The following is an 18,515-nucleotide window of genomic DNA, read 5'->3' as shown; positions in this document are numbered from 1 at the left end:
GCTTTAACGATGTTAACTTTAAATTACTTCCAATTCTTTACCAACCTTGATAAATGCCTGTATAGCTTTATCTAAATGCTCTTTTTTATGAGCCGCTGACAACTGAACTCTTATTCTTGCTTTTTCTTTTGGAACTACGGGATAGAAGAATCCAATAACATAAATCCCTTCCTCCAATAATCTTTCTGCCATTTTTTGAGATAACTTGGCATCATAAAGCATTACCGGAACAATAGCTGATTCTCCATCAATAATATCAAATCCAGCATCTTTAATTCCTTGTTTGAAATACTGGGTATTAGATTTTAATTTTTCGCGAAGGCTATTATCATTTTTCAACATATCAAAAACCTTTATTGAGGCGCCCACAATCGAGGGCGCAAGGGAGTTTGAAAATAAATAAGGTCTTGAACGCTGTCTGAGTAACTCTATAATTTCTTTTTTAGCCGTGGTATAACCACCCATAGCGCCACCAAGTGCTTTTCCTAATGTTCCGGTAATGATATCTACGCGATCCATAACGCCCTTCTCCTCCAGGGTCCCAATACCTTTTTCTCCAATAAATCCGGTAGCGTGGCATTCATCTATCATCACTAGAGCATCATACTTATCTGCCAGGTCGCAAATTTTATCCAGTGGAGCCACAAGTCCGTCCATGGAGAAAACACCATCGGTTACAATTAGTTTAAACCTGGCTCCTTTTTCGTTAGCTTCTTTAAGTTGTTTTTCCAGATCCACCATATCACCGTTTTGATAGCGGTATCTTGCGGCCTTGCATAATCGCACACCATCAATAATGGAGGCATGGTTTAGTGAATCTGATATTATTGCATCTTCCTTGGTTAAAAGAGGTTCAAAAATTCCGCCGTTGGCGTCAAAACAAGCGGCATAAAGAATAGTGTCTTCTGTACCGTAGAAATCGGCGATTTTTTGCTCCAGTTCCTTATGGATATCCTGGGTTCCGCATATGAATCTAACGCTAGACATTCCAAATCCGTGGGAGTCCATGGTCTCCTTTGCCGCTTTTATAACCTCTGGATGAGATGATAATCCTAAATAGTTGTTGGCACAGAAATTAATCACTTCCTGTCCGGTAGAAATTTTGATTACTGCATCCTGAGGACCGGTTATAATTCTTTCTTTTTTAAAAAGCCCGTCTTCTTCAATTTGTTTGAGTTCCTTTTGTAAATGGTCTTTTATCTTTCCGTACATAATTTCTATTTTTTACAAACTTACATTTCTTTTAAACAAGGCGCACTTTAAGCGCTTTATTTGTATAAACAAGATTTTTACTACCTATACTATAACCCATATCTTTTAAAATCGTGGCATAGCTATTAATTTGTACTTCATGAGAGGCGTCGAACTTTCCGGTTTTATAGTCTATTATATCTACGGTGTTCGCCGTAAAATTAATTCTATCAGGTCTTAATCTTTTTCCTTCGGGAGTCAGGATATCACGTTCGTTATAACTTATTGCTCCCTGGGAATAAAATTTTGAAAGCTGCGGATGATTGGTGATCTCGGTAAGTAATTTTTCGATCTTTTCAGCAGAGTCCTTAATGATAATACCATCTTTTACTGCCAGAGCGACAACGGTTTTAACCTGGTCTTTGAAATCTATTTGCGCCAGTAATTCATGAAGAATTTCTCCTTTTTCAATCGCTTCTTCCTGCCTACTGTCCCAAAGCATTCCGGATTTAGTTACGATGTTTACCGCCTGATTTTGTGTTGCTGAGGAATAAAATTTTTCCGAGGTAATATTTTCTAAATGTGTTTTTTCAGCGTGCCTGGGGGTTCCAATTTCCCCAAATTCATAACTGTTGACATTGGCATCCCATCTTCCAATTTCTTTTAGAAAACCTATTAATAAACCGGAGGTTTTATAAGCTTTTTCAATGCCTTTTGCATCTATTTCCCTTTTGCTCAACAAATATAACTGTTGGGAAGCCCGAGTACAGGCTACATAAAGAACATTCAAAGTATCGAGCTCCTTTTGATGAACTAATTCAGTATATATCTCTGAAGCCTCTGGGCCCCAATGCAGCATTTTATCTGTGGCGTTTAAGTAATTCATAGGAATTGCATCCAGGGGCGGATTCATAGGCAACCAAAGCGAATCCAATTTAGTGCTTTTTGAATCGGAGTTTGCGTAAGGATAAATCACTACCGGAAATTCCAGGCCTTTGGATTTATGAATAGTCATTATCTGTACCGCATCTTCCGCCTTTGGGACTACAATGCTTAAACTTTCTTTTTCCTCATGCCATAGATCAATAAAATCGGATGTGCCTGCGGTTGCTTTTTGGGTGCTTTCAAATATAAAATCGAGAAAGAATTGTACGTAGGCATTGGAAGTTTCTACCAATGAGAAGCTTCGAATAATATATTCTGCCGCCTCGAAAACAGAAAGACCTCTTATTTCATCAAGATCAAAACCAATATCATACGCTTTTAACCAATTTAGAAAGGCCTTACCATCTTTGTTTAAATTAGCCGAAATAATGGGGTAGCGGTTTTCTATTTTCAATAAATCGGCCAGTAAGTTAAATAGCTCCAGTTTTAAAGTGTTGTCATTAGGCCTTATTGAAAATTCCAATAAATAAGCGATAAAATTTACTTCGGGTGAATTAGCGACCAGGAGGGTTTCCGAAGAAACCACAGGAATATTGTTCTCACTTAGGAAACTCGCAATGTTCACACCTTCTTTCTTTTTGCGAGTTAGAATGCAGATATCTCCCTTTTTGAATTTCTCATTTTCCAAATTTTGGATAATTTTCAGAATTCTTTCGGGGTAAATTTCGTGTTCTTCAGCAGTATTTTCGGATTCGATAAATTCGATATTTACATACCCAAAATCTCCTTTTTTCGGATTCTGTCCACTTTCCTTAAATAAATGGGCATAAGCCGGATGTTGTAAAGTGCCAGCCGCATATTTAAATAAACTGTTATTAAAATTCACAATCTGGCTTCCGCTTCGGTAATTATCTGGTAAATTTTCAACACGCTTTTCAATACTAAAGGGGTTGGTATCTGAGCAAAGGTCTATAAATTGTTCTGCTTTTCCGCCACGCCATCTGTAAATAGATTGCTTGGCGTCTCCGACCAGCATCACACTGGCTGGACCCTCAATATTTTCAGACGAAAGCTTGTTGTCAATGAGTGGAATCAGGTTTTCCCACTGCATTTGGGAGGTGTCTTGAAATTCGTCTATAAAATAATTTTGATAGCGCTCTCCAAGCCGTTCATAAATAAAGGGTGCCGGTTGGTCTTTTACCTGCGCACTAATTTTTGGATTAAATTCGGAAATTAGAATAAGGTTGCGTTCCTTTTTTATGAGTTCCACTTCTTTATTTATAGCATTAAGCAAAGAAAGTTGAGTAAGGTGCTTTTTAATTGAATTTAAAAATTCCAGGTTTATATAAGCTCTTTTTGAAATCTCAAAAAGACTCACAATTATAGATTGAATACGATCCAGGGCCTCTTTAACAGCCTGATTTTTATTTGATTTGGCGTAAAGGGGGGCGCTTTCAAGCTTTAGCATCCAGGATTTTTCAAAACCGTCAATCGGTTTTTGATCTCTTAACTTTATAAAATGCTTGTAAACATAACCACCGCTGAAATCTTTTTCCTCAATATGATTGTTTGCAGTTAGTTCAAAAAACTCGTGGCTGCTTTCTGTAATTAGCGCTTGGGTTTTGTTAATTTCTGAACGTATCTTTTCTTTAAAGTTTTGGAAATCTTCAGTAGTTTTTCCCTGAAGTTTTTTTAGCGCCTCTTGATGGTTTTCGCCAATGAGTAATTCAGATATCTCAAAAAGGTCTTTCGTTATATCCCAGCTTTTATCATCGTCGGTTTTACTTATGGCAAAAGCGACAAGTACTTTAGTGAGATCTTTATTAGTTCCTGCTTTACTAATAAGGCGGTCTACAGCTTCCATCCGAATTTGCCTCGTGTTTAATGAGATTTCAAAATTGACTGGTAAACCCAGGTCCTTGGCGAAAGTTCTAAGCACCCTGTGGGTGAAACCGTCTATAGTGGAAACTTCAAAAGCCGCGTAATTATGAATTATGCTTTTCAGGATCTTTGCAGCTTTCGTTTTAAGATCCCCATCTTTAAGTCCTGTAGTTTTAGCTATAATTTTAAAAAGTGGATTAGTAGTTGATGAGGTTTCTTGTTCAGTAAAATCTCTCAAACTGCTAATAATCCTCGATTTCATTTCATCCACTGCCTTGTTGGTAAAGGTAATTGCGAGGATGTTTTTATAAGCATCAACTTTATTGCTTTTAAATAATAGAAGTAAATACTCTTTTACCAAGGTGAAGGTTTTCCCAGATCCTGCTGAAGCATTGTAAATGATGAAATTATTAGTCAAGAAGCTTAGTGTTTTAAGAAGATTATAGTTTTTAAAGATAAAATAAAAAACTTTTGTTCTATACTGAGGCTTTTAAGTATTTTATAACACTAAATTGTTTTTATTAAATGGCTTAATACCTAAATTTGAGTGAATTTATTACTAATCACTAAAAAATATATACAAATGGCTTTTGAGTTACCAAAGTTAAAATATGCATTTGATGCATTAGAACCACATATAGATGCGAAAACCATGGAAATTCACCATGGCAAACACCACGCTGGTTATACTAAAAAATTGAATGCAGCTATTGAAGGCACTGATCTGGAAGGAAAAACCATTGAAAATATTCTGGAAAATCTTGATAAGTCTAATACAGCTGTTAGAAACAACGGTGGTGGGTTTTATAATCACAAATTATTTTGGGAGATCATGTCTCCAGACGGTGGAGGAAAACCAGAAGGCGATCTTGCAAAAGCAATAGATAACGCATTCGGTTCTTTTGAAGCTTTTAAAGATGAATTTTCTAAAGCAGCTGCCGGACAGTTTGGTTCTGGATGGGCTTGGCTTTGTGTTCACGAAGGTGGAAAAGTAGAAGTTTGTTCTACTGCCAACCAGGATAATCCTTTAATGCCTGGAATTGGCTGTGGAGGAACTCCTATTTTAGGTATTGATGTTTGGGAACATGCTTATTATCTAAACTACCAAAATCGTCGTCCTGATTATATTGAAGCTTTCTTTAATGTAATAGATTGGAAAGAAGTTGGAAGCAGATATGCCAAGCAGAAATAATTATTTGTAGTTCCTTTATATAATAAAGACCGTCCTGATGGCGGTCTTTTTTATGTCTGAATCTGAAATAAAAAAAGGCGGATTTTTTTAGATCCACCTTTTTTTGCCCCAAATCTACCATGAACTTAACCTACTTATGTTATGGTACTTCTAAAGTAATAGGAATGTTTCTAACCGACAACTTTTTTAGACCAAAGGCACCATTATTTGTTAAAGTATTAAAAATCAAAAAAGAGTGTAAGAAAAATTAAGATCAATGACCTTGAAATGTGAGAATTTAGCAGGAGGAATTAATTAAGAATAAAAAAAGGCGGATTTTTAGATCCACCTTTTTTTGCCCCAAATCTACCATGAACTTAACCTACTTATGTTTATGGTAATGCTAATGTAAATAAATATATTCCTTCCAGGAATCATTTTAGACGAAAGGCATAATTATTTGTTTAAAAGCACTTAATAGGCTCTTCCTTCATTTCCTTCGTAAAAATTTATAAAAGCTCTATTAACTACCCGGTTCCCTCCAAAGGTGGGGTAATCCCCTGTGAAATACCAGTCACCGAGGTTTTTAGGACAGGCTTTATGTAAATTATTTACTGTTTGGTAGATTACCTTTACATCTGCTTTCACATCGATATCACAAAGTAATTTTGAAATCTTATCGGAAATTTGTTCATCTGTAAAAGGTTCGTAGATTTCTTTAACGAAATTTTTCACTTCCACATCGGCAAGATCTACCTGGATTTTACATTTTTCGTATACCTTTTCTACAATATCATATTGCCCCCTATCCTTTAGGAGTTCAAGGGCTGCCTGAAAGGCTACAAGATCTTCTAGTCTCGCCATATCAATCCCGTAACAATCTGGATAACGAATTTGAGGGGCCGATGAAACTACCACTATTTGCTTTGGATTTAACCTGTCCAGCATTTTAATGATACTTTTCTTCAATGTAGTTCCCCTAACAATACTATCATCTATAATTACCAGACTATCTTCTGGTTTTACCACACCGTATGTCACATCATAAACGTGTGCCACAAGATCATCCCTGCTGCTATCTTCAGTAATAAAAGTCCTGAGCTTAACATCTTTAATCGCAATTTTTTCGGTGCGCAAGCGATGCGCTAAAATCTCTTGAAGTCGTGCATCAGTCAAAGTATCTTTTTCGGCAAGGATGGCGTCGTTTTTCTGTTTGTTTAATTCATCCTGTGCGGCTTCAACCATTCCGTAGAAACTTGTTTCAGCCGTATTAGGAATAAAGGAAAAAACTGTATTTATCGTATCGTGGTTTATAGATTTTAATACTTCGGGCATCAATAAACGGCCAAGCATTTTTCGTTCTTTATAGATCTCGGCATCGCTTCCGCGCGAGAAATAAATGCGTTCAAAGGAACAAGCTTTTCGCTCTAAAGGCTCCAGTATTTGTTTGATATTAACCTCGCCACTTTTTTTGGTAATAATAGCATGTCCCGGTGGAAGTTCGTGAACATCATTAAAATCTACATTGAAAGCGGTCTGAATGACCGGTCTTTCGGAAGCAACCACTACAACTTCATCATCTTTATAATAATAGGCAGGACGTATGCCTGCAGGATCACGTAATACAAAAGAATCACCATGACCCAGCAAACCGGCCATGGCGTATCCACCATCCCAGTTTTTAGACGATTTTCTAAGGATTTTTGCAACATTCAGTTTCTCAGCTATTATGGGCGAAGCTGATACTTTTGAAAAACCTTTCTTTTTTAATTTCTTATATAGTTTTTGAACTTCAGAATCTAAAAAGTGACCAATTTTTTCCATTACGGTAACGGTATCGGCCTTTTCCTTTGGATGCTGCCCTAGCTCTACCAGGTTGTTGAATAGTTGATTGACATTAGTCATGTTAAAATTTCCCGCAACAATTAAGTTTCGGTGCATCCAGTTATTCTGGCGAAGGAATGGATGCACGCTTTCTATACTATTTTTCCCGAAAGTTCCATAGCGAACATGTCCTAGGTAAACCTCTCCTACATAAGGAAGGTTCTTTTTTTGCAAAGAAACATCATCAGCAAATTCAGGGTTAGCTTTTATCTCCTGGTTAATTCTGCCATTGATCTGCTCGAAAATATCCTGAATCGGTTGTGCTGCATTGGATCTAATTCGACTTATATAACGATCTCCGGGAGCGGTATTTAATTTGATGTTGGCAAAACCGGCACCATCCTGTCCGCGGTTATGCTGTTTTTCCATCATCAAATACATTTTGTTAATTCCATAAAAGGCAGTTCCATACTTTTTTTTATAGAATTCAAGAGGTTTCAGCAACCGTATTTGGGCAATTCCACATTCGTGTTTTAGGGCGTCACTCATAGTAAATACTTAGCGGATTTTATTCCGTCTTTATATAAAAAATGCCCTGAAAATTCAGGGCATAGGTTTAGGTTAATGCTATTTCAAATTGAGTTAATTTCTTAAACTCTTCCAGGCGTGAATTAACTTCATCGCCGGATAATTCCTCCATCCTTTGGGTTCCAAATTTCTCTACGCAAAAGGAAGCGAGGTTGGAACCATATATAATCGCGTTTTTCATATTCTCAAAACTAATATCTCCGGTTTTGGCAAGATATCCTGCAAAACCTCCGGCGAAAGTATCACCCGCCCCGGTAGGGTCAAAAACTTCCTCTAACGGAAGGGCAGGAGCAAAAAATACTTGTTCTTTATGGAATAATAATGCGCCGTGTTCTCCTTTTTTAATTACGACATATGTTGGACCCATCTTGGCGATTTTTTTAGCAGCTTTTGCCAAAGAATATTCACCCGAAAGTTGTCTAGCCTCTTCATCGTTAATGGTAATCACATCTACTTTATTTATCACTTTCATCAAATCTTCCAGGGCGTTATCCATCCAGAAATTCATAGTATCCAGGATAGCTAGTTTGGGAGATTTAATTTGTTCCAAAACGCTAAGTTGAACCAAAGGATGTAAGTTACCTAACATTACTATTTCTGCATCCTTATATTGATTTGGTACCACTGGGTTAAAATCCGCCAGTACATTTAATTGTGTATCTAGGGTATCTCTGGAATTTAAATCATTGTGGTATCGTCCGCTCCAAAAGAAGGTTTTTCCTCCGGGAACCACTTCAATTCCATCAATATTTATATTGTGTTTGATTAGAAGGTCCAGGTATTTTTGTGGGAAGTCGTCTCCAACAATGGACACTACTGCACTGTCTACATTAAACTGTGAGGCCGAAAGTCCAATATAGGTTCCTGCGCCTCCAAGAATTTTATCGGTTTTTCCAAATGGGGTTTCAATAGCATCGAAGGCTACAGTGCCTACAATCAGTAATTTACTCATAATTTGTTTTGAAAAATGTGATGCAAATATACAGTTTGTTTTTCAAGGGCTCAATCAAAATTACTTAAATAGACGGTTCGTTTTAGCTTTGATGAAAACCTTGATCTATTAAAAGTTTTTTTTCTTTTGAGGCAGCCACAGCCAAAGCATCACAACGTTCGTTTTGTGGATGATCATTATGTCCTTTTATCCACCTAAAACTTACATTATGCTTGCGAAATTCTTTAAGAAATTCTATCCAGAGATCGGTGTTCTTTCGATCTTTAAAATTTTTCTTTTCCCAGCCAAAGACCCATTTTTTGTTTACTGCATCAGCTACATATTTTGAGTCGGTAAAAACGATTGCAGAAACCCCCGGTTTTTTTAACTTTTTAAGGGCATCAATCACAGCGAGCAATTCCATCCTGTTATTGGTGGTATATTTAAAACCTTTTGCAAATTCTTTGCGGTAGGCTTTTCCTACCCACTCCATGACAATACCGTAACCGCCAGGACCGGGATTGCCTCTAGCGGCGCCATCGGTGTAAATGTGTACCTGGGCTGTTTGCACTATTGCGATTTCTTTTGAAGTAATTGCTGGACAATCTCTGGAAAGTGTTTGTACTCGAGCTTATGGATCTTTTCTGCAAGGGTTTCAGGCGTATCTTCTTCTGAAATTTCTGTTTTCGTCTGAAAAATCACTTCACCCTCATCATAATTTTCATTTACATAATGAACGCTTATGCCGCTTTCTTTCTCTTTATTCCGAATAATGGCTTCGTGAACGTTCATACCGTACATTCCTTTTCCACCATATTTTGGAAGAAGTGCAGGATGTATATTTACGATCCTGTTAGGAAAACGTTTTAAAATGTCTTTGGGAAAAATCCACATAAATCCGGCTAAAACAATTAAATCTGGATTTATATCCTCTAAAATATGCAGAACATCATAACTATTGTATAGTGCATCGCGATCAAAATAAAGGGCTTTAACATTTAGATCGTGTGCTCTTTGGAGCACTTTTGCTGATCTTTTATTCGAGAAAACCGCTACCACCCTGGCATCATGGGATTTTTGAAAATATTTTATGATATTTTCTGCATTTGTACCTGAACCGGAGGCAAAGACAACTATTTTTTTTTGTACGTTATGTGTTGGAATGCTCAAAATAAGCTTGTTAACAATTATTAGAATGTAAAATTAAGTCCTTTCAACTAAATTTATGTAAATTACAATCACATTTTTAAAGTAAAAATCGGTTTTAAAATAAAGTTTTTTATTTTTGCCTCCTAATCAAAATTAAAATAAAAGTATTATGTCAGACATTGCATCAAGAGTAAAAGCGATAATCGTTGACAAGTTAGGTGTTGACGAGAACGAGGTTGTAAACGAAGCGAGCTTCACAAATGACCTGGGTGCTGATTCATTGGACACTGTGGAATTGATCATGGAATTTGAAAAAGAGTTCGACATCCAGATTCCTGATGACCAGGCTGAGAATATTGCCACAGTAGGTCAGGCAATTTCTTATATTGAAGACGCAAAAAAATAAAAAGAGTATAGACCATATGGAGTTAAAGCGAGTTGTAGTAACGGGCCTGGGAGCCCTAACCCCCATTGGTAACAATATTGAAGAATATTGGGAGGCTTTAGTAGCCGGAAAAAGTGGTGGTGCACCTATTACCTATTTCGATACTGAAAAATTCAAAACCAAATTCGCTTGTGAACTCAAAAATTTTGACCCGCTGGACTTCTTTGACCGAAAAGAAGTCAGAAGGCTGGACAGGTTTGCCCAATATGCCATTGTTGCTTCAGATGAAGCGATAAAAGATTCCGGCATCAACCTGGATACTGTAGATAAGTATCGTGTTGGTGTGATATGGGGGGCCGGAATTGGCGGATTGGAAACTTTCCAAAACGAGGTGATAAACTTCGCTACGGGAGATGGTACGCCAAGGTTTAATCCTTTCTTTATTCCTAAGATGATTGCAGATATTGCCCCAGGTAATATCTCTATTCGTCACGGATTTATGGGGGCAAATTATACTACTGTTTCAGCCTGTGCATCAGCAGCGAATGCTATGATAGATGCGCTGAATAATATTAGGCTGGGACATAGTGATATTATTGTTTCCGGAGGTTCTGAAGCAGCGGTTACCATGGCTGGTATGGGTGGCTTTAATGCCATGCATGCTCTTTCTACTCAAAATGATAATCCCGAAACAGCCTCAAGACCTTTTGATGCTACTCGAGATGGATTCGTTTTAGGAGAAGGATCTGGAACGCTTATTCTTGAAGAATACGAACACGCAAAAGCCAGGGGAGCCAAAATTTATGCTGAAGTTCTTGGAGGAGGTTTATCTTCTGATGCTTACCATATGACAGCACCACATCCCGAAGGAAATGGAGTGGTTGCAGTGATGGAAAATTGTCTTAGAAACGCAGAAATGAAACCTGAGGATGTAGACGCCATAAACACACATGGAACTTCTACGCCACTAGGTGATGTTGCCGAACTCAAAGCGATAAGCAAGGTTTTTGGTGATCACGCTAAAACCATGAATATCAATTCTACAAAATCTATGACGGGACACCTACTTGGGGCTGCAGGAGCCGTGGAAGCAATTTCGGCAATTCTGTCTATGAAACACGGAATAGTACCACCTACTATTAACCACCAACATAGAGATGAGAACATTGATCCAGATTTGAACCTTACGCTAAACAAAGCTCAAAAACGTGATGTAAAGGTTGTAATGAGCAATACCTTTGGATTTGGAGGTCACAATGCTTGTGTATTATTTAAAAAATTTGATGAATAACCGAATGTATTATGGGTGTTCTTCGAAATATATTAAATTCCCGTTCTGATAAAGGCGGGAATTTTTTTTCTGTGTTAACTAAAATACTGGGATTTAAACCCAGGAATATTTTACACTATCGTAAAGCCTTTACTCATCGTTCTCTGAATATTAAAGATGAAAGGGGTAATGCTATAAGTTTCGAGCGCCTGGAGTTTTTAGGAGATGCTATGTTAAGTGCTGTAATTGCCTCCCATCTTTTTAAGGCAGTTCCAGGAGGTAACGAAGGTTACCTAACAAAAATGCGGTCTAAAATAGTTAGCCGCAAACATTTAAATGAACTTGGAAAAGATCTTAAACTTATAGATCACGTTCAAACTAGCATTTCAAAAGATCAATTTGGAGCAAATATTCACGGAAATTTATTCGAGGCTTTGATTGGCGCCATCTACTTAGATAGAGGCTACAAATATTGCAAGCGTTTTATTTTTGAAAGGGTAATAGATCCTTATGTAGATATCGAACAATTAGAAGGCCAGGTCATAAGCTATAAAAGCCTATTTATAGAATGGTGCCAAAAGGAAAAAAGGGAGTTCGATTTTGAAGTTTATGAGGATACCGGAAATGATGAGGTGAAGCATTTTGCTGTAAAACTTCGTTTAGATGATAAAGTAGTAGCAAAAGCTAGAGCTACCTCAAAAAAGAAGGCTGAAGAAAAAACTGCAAAAAGGGCTTATTATGCACTTCAAAATAAAATCACATAAAATTGAGGAATTAGCGTAAACTATAACGTTTTCGTAGATAAATATGAAGTTTTGAGAGTTTAAAGCTTCATTTTTCTCAATCTTATCTTATCTTTAACCTTAAATTAGAAGTCTATGCTATTGCATAAAACGCTGTTGGAAGATGTTGAAGAAGATGAATTTGGCTTAATAGCACTGTATGGTGATTTAGAAGAATACAAGATGGCTTATTTATTAAATAAGTATCTCAAACTTCAATTAAAAAGAGAACGTAGGGATATAGACTTCAACCATAAATCGGTAGAAGCATACTACGCCCATTATTCCTTTAAGGATCAGGCAAATTTCCGGTCGTATCACCTGGTTGCTAACAAATTTAAAGGAGAACCCAAAAAAATATTAAGTTCGGGTTCTCTATTTGAAGAAGAAGAGGTTAGACCTTTACAGGTTAACCTGGTGCCTGAATATAAAAAGGTAGATTTCTTTCTTAAAATAGACGAGGAACTTAGTCAAAAAGACCTCAATAGGCTTGTTAATACCATAAGCCAGATACCACAAGTTAGAGCTGTTTATAATATTGACACAGAGTTATTGAAATCCAAACAAAATTTAATTTTTGAATAATGCCAACAGATAAGAAAACTAAAATTGTTGCTACCTTAGGTCCAGCAACAAGTTCCAAAGAAACTTTAGATAAAATGCTCCAGGCCGGAGTAAACGTTTTTAGAGTTAATTTCTCCCACGCCAATTATGATGACGTAAGAGAGCGCATAAAAATGATCAGGGATCTGAACAAGGAAAAAGGATACAATGCCGCAATCCTAGGAGATTTGCAAGGACCAAAATTACGCGTTGGGGTAATGAAAGATGAAGTGGTAGTTTCAGAAGGAGATGAAATTATTTTTGCTACTGGAAAGGAATTTAAAGGTACCGCAGAACGTGTTTACATGAATTACGAGACTTTTCCCAAAGATGTATCACCGGGAGAGCGTATCCTTCTGGACGACGGAAAGCTAATTTTTGAAGTAGTTAGCACAAATAAAAAAGATGAAGTAAAAACCAAGGTTGTTCAGGGCGGACCTTTAAAATCTAAAAAAGGTGTAAACCTTCCCAATACAAACATTTCTCTTCCTGCTTTAACCGAAAAGGACGTCAAAGATGCTATTTTTGCTTGCGAAATGCAAGTGGATTGGATGGCGCTTTCATTTGTTCGTCACGCTGAAGATTTAAAGGAACTTCAGGATTTGATAAAAAAGCACAGTGAATATAAAATTCCGATTATTGCTAAAATCGAAAAGCCCGAAGGTGTGGCCAATATTGATAAGATCGTAGCATATTGTGACGGACTAATGGTAGCTCGTGGAGATTTAGGAGTAGAAATTCCTGCACAGGAAGTTCCACTTATACAGAAAAAACTTGTGCTTACCGCTAAGAAAGCAAGAATTCCAGTAATTATTGCAACCCAAATGATGGAGACGATGATAACCAGTCTTACACCTACAAGGGCCGAGGTTAACGATGTTGCAAACTCGGTAATGGATGGCGCTGATGCCGTAATGCTTAGTGGAGAAACTTCAGTAGGACAGTACCCCGTTCAGGTAATTCAAAAGATGACCCAGATTTTAGAAACTGTAGAGAACTCACCTTTGATTAAAGTTCCTCACGATCCGCCACACGTTCGTACAAACCGATATATAACCAAAGCTGTATGTTATCATGCTGCCCATATGGCCAACGAAATTAAAGCCAAAGCGATTTGTACACTAACCAATAGTGGTTATACTGCTTTTCAAATCTCCGCTTGGCGACCAGAAGCTCATATTCTGGTCTTTACATCCAACAACAGGATTTTATCTCAACTTAGTTTGTTATGGGGGGTGAAAGCCTTTCATTATGATAAGTTCGTAAGTACCGATGAAACTATTGATGATATCAACCGAATAGCAAAAGAGAAAGATTTTGTAGAAAAAGGCGACTTTGCTATTAACCTTGCAGCGATGCCAATCGGGGACAAAGGCATGGTAAATACTTTAAGGGTTTCCGAAATAGAATAACCAAATTATATTAGTAAGCCACGAATATAATTCATTCTCGTGGCTTACTTAAAATTCAAACCTTAATTGAACTTCTATTTTCTTTTCTTCTGCTAATTTCTGTGCGTTCCCTTCGGTATTTAGGTTGGACAGGGAGATTCCTAAAAGCCTCACTGAATTTTTCATTTTTTCCTGGTACAATAATTCCCTGGCGTTTTCTAAAATAAGTTCTTTACTAGAAATATAGAACAAGATGGTTTTACTTCTGGTTTGTAAGGTGAAATCACTGTATTTTATTTTCAGGGTAACGGTCTTCCCTGCGACTTTATTTTTCTTAAGTCTGCGTTCTATTTCTTCAGCGATATTTTCAAGGCGATCCAGCATAAATATTTCCGAAGAGATATTTTCATTAAATGTGCGTTCGGCACCAAGCGATTTTCTTATACGGTTCGGCTTGACTTCACTTAAATGTATACCGCGTACCACGTTGTAATAATGCGCTCCACTTTTGCCAAATTTTTCAGTTAAGTATTCCTGAGATTTTTTTTTAAGATCTTTTCCGGTAAAAATACCTAGCATATACATTTTCTCGGCCGTAACTCTTCCGACTCCGTGAAATTTACGGATATCTAAAGTTTCTAAAAACTGTTCAACTTCTTCCGGATTAACCGTTTTTTGTCCATTAGGCTTATTGAAATCACTCGCAATTTTAGCGATAAATTTGTTAATTGAAATCCCCGCCGAAGCATTTAAACCAGTTTTCTCCTTAATTTTCTCCCTGATTTCCTTGGCGATAAGGCTCGCACTGGGATTTCCTTTTTTGTTTTCGGTCACATCGAGATAGGCTTCATCTAAAGAAAGTGGCTCCACAAGATCTGTGTATTCAAAGAAAATTTCCCTTATAGATTGCGAGATTTCGCGGTAACGTTCAAAACGTGGCTTAACAAAGATCAGATGCGGGCAGTTACGTTTGGCAATTACACTGCTCATAGCACTTTTAACGCCAAATTTTCGCGCTTCGTAACTAGCAGCACTTACAACGCCTCTTTGTGAACTTCCGCCCACAGCAATGGCCTTACCTCTTAATTCGGGATTATCAAGTTGCTCCACCGAGGCGTAGAATGCATCCATATCTATATGAATAATTTTTCGACTGGAAAGTTTTTCATTCACTTTGCAAAGTTAAAGAAACATGTCTAGGTTTTATATTTTCGAAGTGCTCAGGCTTTCTTAAAGTTTCGTTAGGGCACTAACCGGTGCAATTTATTTTGTTTATATTAATTATTGAAAGATAATGTTGTTGATTCAGACATATATTAACCGATCAAAAAATAAATATAATGCCAAAAACAGCAATAATTTTGGGCGCTACCGGCCTTACCGGAGGGATGTTACTTCAGCAATTACTAGAAGACAATAGGTATGATAAAATCAAGCTTTTCTCAAGAAACTCCGTCGAAATTAAACATTCTAAAATCGACGAACATTTAATAGATCTTTTCAAACTGGAAGATTATAGAGATATATTCAGTGCTGACGAAGTCTTTTGTTGCGTGGGCACCACTAAGAGTAAAACACCGGACCACCAAACCTACACTATGATAGATCGAGGAATCCCGGTCACAGCTGCAAAACTTTGTAAAGAAAACAAGATAGATACTTTTTTAGTGGTTTCGGCACTTGGTGCAAATCCAAAGAGTCGGGTTTTTTATAATCGAACCAAGGGGAAGATGGAAAAGGAAGTTTTGGAGCAGGAAATTAAGCACACTTACATTTTGCAACCTTCGCTTATTACGGGTGAACGTAAGGAAAGTAGAAGCTTTGAGAAAATTGGCAAGGTAATGCTCAATTTTATCAATCCATTTTTTCTAGGAACCATGCGAAAATATAAATCTATTTCAGCTGAAAGTATTGCCAGGGCGATGGTAGCTATAGCTAATTCAAAAGAATTAGACATACAAAGGATTCCGTCAGATGAAATTAAAAATATAGCACACAATAATTAGATGCAGGAAATCGAACGTAAATACCTGGTGGTTTCAAAGGATTATAAAAAGGAAGCTTTTAAGAATTTTCATATAAAACAGGGTTTTTTAAATAAAGATCCTCAAAGAACGGTTCGCCTGAGGATGACAGACGATAAGGCTTTTTTAACCATAAAAGGGAAATCGACTAAAAACGGACTCACCCGATTTGAGTGGGAAAAGGAAATAGATAGAAATGAAGCTGAAGCCTTATTTGATCTATGCGAACCGGGGATTATAGAGAAAACCCGGTATTTGGTAAAAGCAGGTGATTTTGTTTTTGAAATTGACGAATTTTACGGAGAAAATGAAGGGTTAACCGTAGCAGAAATCGAATTGAATCAGGAAACCGATGCCTTTCAAAAACCTCATTGGTTGGGAAAGGAAGTAACGGGAGAAATAAAATACTATAATTCTCAGTTAAGTGAAAATCCTTACAAAAGATGGTAAATCTTTAAGATGAAAAATATACTTTATATACCCGTTCTTGCTTTTTTAATAATTTCCTGTAAAGATATTAAGAATCCTGATCGAGATATCCCTGACCCTGCGGAAATTACGGAGTTGAAGCCCAACCTAGATATAGATTCCATAGAGAATGATTTAAAAGAAAAAGGCTATCAAACCTTTAAATATAAAGCGGAAGATACTACCTATCTAATGCAGCAATATTATATTGTATTTTTAAAAAGAGGCGAAAACCGTAAGCAGGATTCTACCGAAGCCGCGAGATTACAGAAGGACCATCTGGCTTATTTAAGCCGCATGGCAGAAGAGGGTTATGCAAGTTTAATAGGTCCTTTTGGTAGTGATGGTGAAATACGTGGAATCGCGGTTTATAATACTGCCACCCTGAAAGAAGCAGATAGTTTGGCAAGCCAGGATCCAATGGTAAAGGCTGGAAGGTTAAAAATTGAAGTTCACCCCTGGTGGACCGCAAAGGGAGGAAAGCTCAATTAGGCCGGAGGCTAACAATAATCTAAAATAAGTGAATTATGAAGATTGAACATATTGATCAAGGGAAGAAAGGCTATTTCCAGGCTTTGAAAGATGAAAAACAAGCCGGAAAAATGACCTACACCTGGGTCGGAAAAAGCAAATTTATTATAGATCATACCGAAGTTGATCCAGATTTTAAAGGTAATGGGGTTGGCAAAAAAATGGTAAAAGCGGCAGTAGATTTTGCCAAGGAGAATAAGCTAAAAGTGATTCCGCTGTGTCCGTTTGCTAAAAAAATAATTGAAAAAACACCCGAATTCCAGGAAGTACTGGCCTAATTTTTAAACGTATTATTATGAAAACTTCTTCGCTTCCAGATTTGAAATATGTGAGCTTCGAAAAAGAGAAATTCACGCTTCATCTTTTCCTGCAAGTTGTGGGTAAAATCAGGTTAAAACTTACACCCCGAAAAAATCACTGGTGGTACGTCACCCATTATATTACCGAAATGGGGTTTAGCACCGGGCCGATTCCCTATAAAAAGGGATTCAGTAGTTTTTCGATAATTTTCAATGTAGTTAAACATCAACTTGAAGTACAAACCAGCGATGGCGATTTTAAAACCTTAAAACTTAAAAATGGTTTAAGCGTAGCCGATTTTTATGTTCAAGTTTTCACGATTTTAAAAGAGCTGAACATCCGGGTGAAAATTGTTGAGAAGCCCTATGATCTTGGAATTGAAAAAGTGTTTCCAGCTATTACTGAATATCATCATTATGACGAGTCCTATGTTGAGAAATTGTGGAAAGCTTTATTATGGATAGACAGTGTTTTTAAAGAATTCAGCGGAAAATTCTACGGAAAAACCTCTCCTGTTCATCTATACTGGCATTCAATGGATATCGCTGTAACCCGGTTTTCCGGAAAAAAAGTCCCAAAGATGCCCGTTGAATCAAGAATTTCAGATAAGGATGCCTACAGCCATGAATGTATAAGTTTTGGCTTCTGGCCAGGCGATGATAAGGTGCAGGAACCGGCATTTTATTCCTATACTTTTCCTAATCCCGAAGGTATTACTAACCAGGAATTACAACCGGCATCTGCAAGCTGGGAAATGAGTAACGGCAGTCCTATGGCCATTCTAACTTTCGCTAACCTAAAGGAAGAAGAAAATCCGCGGCAGGCTTTGCTGGATTTTATGGAGAGTGCTTATCAGGCCGGCTCCGAACTTGCAGGATGGCCAATAGAAGATTTGAAAATCCAAGATCTTGAAAGTTTATAATTCTAAGAAATAAACCCCAAACATTTTAATAAATGACATCGCTTCATTAAGTAGGTCATACAATCATAATTTATTTCTCATACGGGCTTATTCCTTCCCAGTAATTATCACTTAATTTATTCCACCTTTTCATTGAATATCCTTTGGATTTGCTCATGTTTTCTGAGATTTTCCGATAATTTCGGGGCTTTAGTTATTGGACTTTAAAGATATTATCAT

The 18,515-nt window shown here is 37.2% G+C and carries 18 protein-coding genes; 11 read left to right on the top strand and 7 right to left on the bottom strand.

Going from position 1 to position 18,515, the window contains the following annotated elements; genetic code table 11:
- Positions 1 to 18: 18 nt before the first annotated feature.
- Positions 19 to 1,212 (bottom strand): glycine C-acetyltransferase, encoded by a 1,194-nt coding sequence (kbl, locus tag DET49_RS08385; RefSeq protein WP_133547648.1) that lies wholly within the window; start codon positions 1,210 to 1,212, stop codon positions 19 to 21.
- Positions 1,213 to 1,243: 31 nt separating this feature from the next.
- On the bottom strand, positions 1,244 to 4,375 hold the full coding sequence (locus DET49_RS08380; RefSeq protein ID WP_133547647.1) for a UvrD-helicase domain-containing protein: 3,132 nt from the start codon (positions 4,373 to 4,375) through the stop codon (positions 1,244 to 1,246).
- 165 nt (positions 4,376 to 4,540) lie between these two features.
- On the opposite strand from DET49_RS08380, the gene DET49_RS08375 reads away from it, so the two are divergent.
- A complete protein-coding gene (locus DET49_RS08375) occupies positions 4,541 to 5,149 on the top strand; it encodes a superoxide dismutase (protein ID WP_133547646.1) in 609 nt (202 codons plus the stop codon).
- Between the two features lie 453 nt (positions 5,150 to 5,602).
- Here the strand turns inward: DET49_RS08375 and DET49_RS08370 are convergent, their stop codons facing one another.
- From DET49_RS08370 to purN, 4 genes are all read right to left on the bottom strand, one after another.
- Positions 5,603 to 7,501 (bottom strand): amidophosphoribosyltransferase, encoded by a 1,899-nt coding sequence (locus DET49_RS08370; RefSeq protein WP_133547645.1) that lies wholly within the window; start codon positions 7,499 to 7,501, stop codon positions 5,603 to 5,605.
- A gap of 67 nt (positions 7,502 to 7,568) precedes the next feature.
- A complete protein-coding gene (locus tag DET49_RS08365; RefSeq protein ID WP_133547644.1) occupies positions 7,569 to 8,492 on the bottom strand; it encodes a PfkB family carbohydrate kinase in 924 nt (307 codons plus the stop codon).
- Positions 8,493 to 8,574: 82 nt separating this feature from the next.
- Positions 8,575 to 9,042, bottom strand: a complete 468-nt coding sequence (rnhA, locus tag DET49_RS08360; RefSeq protein ID WP_133547643.1) for a ribonuclease HI — start codon at positions 9,040 to 9,042, stop codon at positions 8,575 to 8,577.
- The gene (purN, locus tag DET49_RS08355; RefSeq protein WP_133547642.1) at positions 9,042 to 9,641 is read right to left on the bottom strand and encodes a phosphoribosylglycinamide formyltransferase; all 600 of its coding nucleotides are present in this window, start codon (positions 9,639 to 9,641) and stop codon (positions 9,042 to 9,044) included. Before purN ends, rnhA begins: the two co-directional genes overlap by 1 nt.
- A 148-nt stretch (positions 9,642 to 9,789) precedes the next feature.
- On the opposite strand from purN, the gene DET49_RS08350 reads away from it, so the two are divergent.
- From DET49_RS08350 to pyk, 5 genes are all read left to right on the top strand, one after another.
- Positions 9,790 to 10,026 carry an acyl carrier protein gene (locus DET49_RS08350; protein WP_013069791.1) on the top strand — a complete coding sequence of 79 codons (237 nt, stop codon included), beginning with the start codon at positions 9,790 to 9,792 and terminating at the stop codon, positions 10,024 to 10,026.
- 16 nt (positions 10,027 to 10,042) lie between these two features.
- Positions 10,043 to 11,296, top strand: coding sequence for a beta-ketoacyl-ACP synthase II (gene fabF / locus DET49_RS08345; protein WP_133547698.1), 1,254 nt, complete (start codon positions 10,043 to 10,045; stop codon positions 11,294 to 11,296).
- Between the two features lie 11 nt (positions 11,297 to 11,307).
- Positions 11,308 to 12,039, top strand: coding sequence for a ribonuclease III (rnc, locus tag DET49_RS08340; RefSeq protein ID WP_133547641.1), 732 nt, complete (start codon positions 11,308 to 11,310; stop codon positions 12,037 to 12,039).
- Between the two features lie 114 nt (positions 12,040 to 12,153).
- Entirely contained in the window at positions 12,154 to 12,642 is a 489-nt protein-coding gene (locus tag DET49_RS08335; RefSeq protein WP_133547640.1) for an IPExxxVDY family protein, read from the top strand.
- A complete protein-coding gene (pyk, locus tag DET49_RS08330; protein WP_133547639.1) occupies positions 12,642 to 14,072 on the top strand; it encodes a pyruvate kinase in 1,431 nt (476 codons plus the stop codon). Before DET49_RS08335 ends, pyk begins: the two co-directional genes overlap by 1 nt.
- 48 nt (positions 14,073 to 14,120) lie before the next feature.
- Here the strand turns inward: pyk and dinB are convergent, their stop codons facing one another.
- On the bottom strand, positions 14,121 to 15,224 hold the full coding sequence (gene dinB, locus DET49_RS08325; protein WP_262707981.1) for a DNA polymerase IV: 1,104 nt from the start codon (positions 15,222 to 15,224) through the stop codon (positions 14,121 to 14,123).
- A gap of 167 nt (positions 15,225 to 15,391) precedes the next feature.
- On the opposite strand from dinB, the gene DET49_RS08320 reads away from it, so the two are divergent.
- The 5 genes from DET49_RS08320 to DET49_RS08300 are packed head-to-tail and all read left to right on the top strand — an operon-like array spanning position 15,392 to position 18,296.
- Positions 15,392 to 16,057 carry an NAD(P)H-binding protein gene (locus DET49_RS08320; RefSeq protein WP_133547638.1) on the top strand — a complete coding sequence of 222 codons (666 nt, stop codon included), beginning with the start codon at positions 15,392 to 15,394 and terminating at the stop codon, positions 16,055 to 16,057.
- Entirely contained in the window at positions 16,058 to 16,525 is a 468-nt protein-coding gene (locus DET49_RS08315) for a CYTH domain-containing protein (RefSeq protein WP_133547637.1), read from the top strand.
- A gap of 9 nt (positions 16,526 to 16,534) precedes the next feature.
- Positions 16,535 to 17,035: a YciI family protein gene (locus tag DET49_RS08310; protein WP_133547636.1), complete on the top strand. Its 501-nt coding sequence runs from the start codon at positions 16,535 to 16,537 to the stop codon at positions 17,033 to 17,035.
- Positions 17,036 to 17,070: 35 nt separating this feature from the next.
- Complete coding sequence (locus tag DET49_RS08305; protein WP_133547635.1) at positions 17,071 to 17,352, top strand: GNAT family N-acetyltransferase; 282 nt, start codon at positions 17,071 to 17,073, stop codon at positions 17,350 to 17,352.
- A gap of 17 nt (positions 17,353 to 17,369) precedes the next feature.
- A complete protein-coding gene (locus tag DET49_RS08300; RefSeq protein ID WP_133547634.1) occupies positions 17,370 to 18,296 on the top strand; it encodes a DUF5996 family protein in 927 nt (308 codons plus the stop codon).
- The last annotated feature ends 219 nt before the right edge of the window (positions 18,297 to 18,515 follow it).

The organism is Salegentibacter sp. 24 (genome assembly GCF_004362395.1).
Taxonomy (GTDB): Bacteria; Bacteroidota; Bacteroidia; order Flavobacteriales; family Flavobacteriaceae; genus Salegentibacter.
This window is presented reverse-complemented; position numbering and strand designations above follow the sequence as displayed.

Coding starts and splice junctions, on each gene's coding strand:
- rnc (WP_133547641.1), top strand. CDS start 11,308: ATGGGTGTTCTTCGAAATATATTAAATTCCCGTTCTGATAAAGGCGGG.
- DET49_RS08370 (WP_133547645.1), bottom strand. CDS start 7,501: ATGAGTGACGCCCTAAAACACGAATGTGGAATTGCCCAAATACGGTTG.
- kbl (WP_133547648.1), bottom strand. CDS start 1,212: ATGTACGGAAAGATAAAAGACCATTTACAAAAGGAACTCAAACAAATT.
- DET49_RS08300 (WP_133547634.1), top strand. CDS start 17,370: ATGAAAACTTCTTCGCTTCCAGATTTGAAATATGTGAGCTTCGAAAAA.
- DET49_RS08315 (WP_133547637.1), top strand. CDS start 16,058: ATGCAGGAAATCGAACGTAAATACCTGGTGGTTTCAAAGGATTATAAA.
- fabF (WP_133547698.1), top strand. CDS start 10,043: ATGGAGTTAAAGCGAGTTGTAGTAACGGGCCTGGGAGCCCTAACCCCC.
- DET49_RS08310 (WP_133547636.1), top strand. CDS start 16,535: ATGAAAAATATACTTTATATACCCGTTCTTGCTTTTTTAATAATTTCC.
- DET49_RS08375 (WP_133547646.1), top strand. CDS start 4,541: ATGGCTTTTGAGTTACCAAAGTTAAAATATGCATTTGATGCATTAGAA.
- DET49_RS08365 (WP_133547644.1), bottom strand. CDS start 8,492: ATGAGTAAATTACTGATTGTAGGCACTGTAGCCTTCGATGCTATTGAA.
- pyk (WP_133547639.1), top strand. CDS start 12,642: ATGCCAACAGATAAGAAAACTAAAATTGTTGCTACCTTAGGTCCAGCA.
- DET49_RS08350 (WP_013069791.1), top strand. CDS start 9,790: ATGTCAGACATTGCATCAAGAGTAAAAGCGATAATCGTTGACAAGTTA.
- DET49_RS08335 (WP_133547640.1), top strand. CDS start 12,154: ATGCTATTGCATAAAACGCTGTTGGAAGATGTTGAAGAAGATGAATTT.
- DET49_RS08305 (WP_133547635.1), top strand. CDS start 17,071: ATGAAGATTGAACATATTGATCAAGGGAAGAAAGGCTATTTCCAGGCT.
- DET49_RS08320 (WP_133547638.1), top strand. CDS start 15,392: ATGCCAAAAACAGCAATAATTTTGGGCGCTACCGGCCTTACCGGAGGG.